Origin of the sequence: Lactobacillus helveticus DSM 20075 = CGMCC 1.1877 (assembly GCF_000160855.1) — a bacterium.
Taxonomy (GTDB): Bacteria; Bacillota; Bacilli; order Lactobacillales; family Lactobacillaceae; genus Lactobacillus; species Lactobacillus helveticus.
This window is the reverse complement of record NZ_GG700752.1, coordinates 102,054-104,533: the sequence shown is the minus strand read 5'-3', so window position 1 is coordinate 104,533 and position 2,480 is coordinate 102,054. Positions and strand designations below refer to the sequence as shown.

The 2,480-nt window shown below is 37.2% G+C and carries 2 protein-coding genes; one reads left to right on the top strand and one right to left on the bottom strand.

All coding sequences use genetic code 11. From position 1 onward, the window contains the following. Window positions 1-152 precede the first annotated feature (152 nt). Complete coding sequence (locus HMPREF0518_RS00450) at window positions 153-887, bottom strand: MerR family transcriptional regulator (protein WP_003624955.1); 735 nt, start codon at window positions 885-887, stop codon at window positions 153-155. 178 nt (window positions 888-1,065) lie between these two features. Here HMPREF0518_RS00450 and HMPREF0518_RS00445 point away from each other — a divergent pair, with 178 nt between their 5' ends. Then, on the top strand, window positions 1,066-2,376 hold the full coding sequence (locus tag HMPREF0518_RS00445; RefSeq protein WP_003624951.1) for an NCS2 family permease: 1,311 nt from the start codon (window positions 1,066-1,068) through the stop codon (window positions 2,374-2,376). The last annotated feature ends 104 nt before the right edge of the window (window positions 2,377-2,480 follow it).

The following is a 2,480-nucleotide window of genomic DNA, read 5'->3' as shown; positions in this document are numbered from 1 at the left end:
ATTTTCCACTACGGCGAATTCCAGTAATTACCTTAATGATATCTTTATCAATGAATGGATTGATTCGGTTCAAATAAACTGTTCTTTTGATCATCTACTCACCTCATTTATATCGATTATAATCGATACAATACTCCATTTCCTAGGAAATACTATCGTGCAATTTCTAAACAATATGATTTTTGGTGGCAGTGTGGACAAGCTAATCTTCTAAATTTTGGTGTATGAGCTGAAAAAATGAATGTGGTCATTGCCGGAATAAATTTGGTTCCACAATTAGGGCAAATATATTCAACTTGGTCATAGTAATACTTTGTCAAAAAAGCAGTTAAGCCAAAAATAAGTACTAACATAGTCGCTATACTCAACCACATTACCGGTAAAGCATTGCTTTGCTTAAATTGATATGCACTAAAGATTCCAAGTACTTCGATTAACAAAATGGAAAAACTGAACAACCACATTTTTCTTCTTAAGTTAGTCAATCTAGTTTCTTTTTTCATGATTTTCGCAATGTCTGTTAAACCATCTGCATCTATTTTTCGTGTAGCAATTGTTTTTGCTAAATGACGTAATTGTGTCTGTTTTTGCTTTAAGTCTGCGATCTGCGCATCATTTTCTTCAATTTGTTTTTGAAAGAGCAATAGCAGTGAATCTGATCCTTTTTGATCATTAAGCAATTGCTTGATCTGTTTAATAGAAAAGTTTAATCCTCGTAGGTAATTGATCAGCTCTAGTCTTTGAATCTGCTCTTCACCATAATAACGATAGCCATTTTCACCAATAGATTCTGGCTTTACCAAGTTTTTTTGATCATAAAAACGAATTGTGCGCGTCGTCATGTTTAGCTTTCTTGCTACGTCACCAATAGAATATTTTCGCGACATTTCTGTCACCTCCTAATTTGAATATACGGTTTTACCCTAGGTTAAGGTCAAGTTTTTCTAAAATAAAGCGCATTCATTGACAAAATCGAACAAAATCCATATTTCATATTGTAATTATTAACTATTTAGGTATAATCTTAAGTAAATGTTCATAATTATATAAATTTTGGAGGCTTAAATGAACGCTATTAACCAATTTTTTCATCTAAAAGAGAACAATACTTCTTTTAAGACCGAACTATTAGCTGGTTTGACTACTTTTGTTAGTATGTCATACATCCTTTTCGTTAACCCGAATGTTCTGGGAGCCAGCGGAATGGACAAAGGTGCCTTGTTCACGGTAACGGCTCTCTCCGCAGCATTCACCTGTGTGGTCATGGGACTAGTAGCCAACTATCCAATTGCATCAGCTCCGACTTTAGGATTAAATGCTTTCTTCACCTACACCGTCTGCCTAGGTATGAAGGTGAAATGGCAAACTGCATTAGCTGCCGTTTTAGTGGCATCTATCCTTTTCATTATTCTAACTGTTTTTAAAGTACGTGAAATGATTATCGATGCAATTCCTGCCGATATCAAATATGCCATCTCTGCTGGTATCGGTCTCTTCATCGCGTTCATTGGTTTGCAAGGTGGACACTTAATTCAAAATAGTGATTCTACTTTGGTAACTATTGGTTCCTTAAATAACCCTACAGTTTGGATCACTATCTTCGGATTGATCATTACCATTTTCTTAATGATCGCTCGCGTACCTGGCGCAATTTTTATCGGCATGATCTTAGCCGCAATCTTCGGTGTCGCAATTGGACAAATTCCAATGCCTAAGGGAATCGTTTCATCTATTCCAAGCATCGCACCAACTTTTGCTCAAGCCATCTTTCATATTGGTGAAATCAATACCGTTCAAATGTGGGTAGTGGTCTTCACCTTCCTCTTGGTAACTTTCTTCGACACCACCGGTACGCTGATCGGTTTAGTACAACAAGCTGGTTTAATGAAAAATAATAAAATTCCAAAAGCTGGTGAAGCATTAGCTGCCGATTCTTCCGGTATGTTGGTCGGATCTGTCCTTGGTACCTCACCAGTTGGGGCATTCGTTGAATCAAGTGCTGGTATTGCGGTTGGCGGTAAGACCGGTTTAACCGCTGTCTGGGTTGGTATTTTCTTCCTGATTTCTACCATTTTCTCACCTATCTTAAGTGTCTTTACTACCCAAGTCACAGCTCCAGCTTTGATTATCGTCGGAGTCTTAATGGCTGAAAACTTAGCACATGTTCACTGGACCGATCTTGAAATTGCCATTCCATGTTTCTTGATTGCATTGGGGATGCCGTTAACTTATTCAATTTCAGACGGTCTTGGCTGGGGAATCGTTGTTTACCCTATTTCAATGATCGCTGCTAAGAAGTTCAAGAAGATTACACCGATGATGTGGATTCTGTTTGTAGTCTTCGTCATTTACTTCTTCGTTTTAAACTTCAAATGAGACTTCCACTTCATATAAAAATCTCTTCATTAAGGATCAATTTAGACGCAAAACCTAAGTTGATTCTTTTTCATTTCCGGGGAAATAGCCCTGTCTTAATTTGT

Excerpts from the sequence above, each read along its gene's own strand:
- HMPREF0518_RS00450 (WP_003624955.1), bottom strand. The coding sequence starts at position 887 with ATGTCGCGAAAATATTCTATTGGTGACGTAGCAAGAAAGCTAAACATG.
- HMPREF0518_RS00445 (WP_003624951.1), top strand. The coding sequence starts at position 1,066 with ATGAACGCTATTAACCAATTTTTTCATCTAAAAGAGAACAATACTTCT.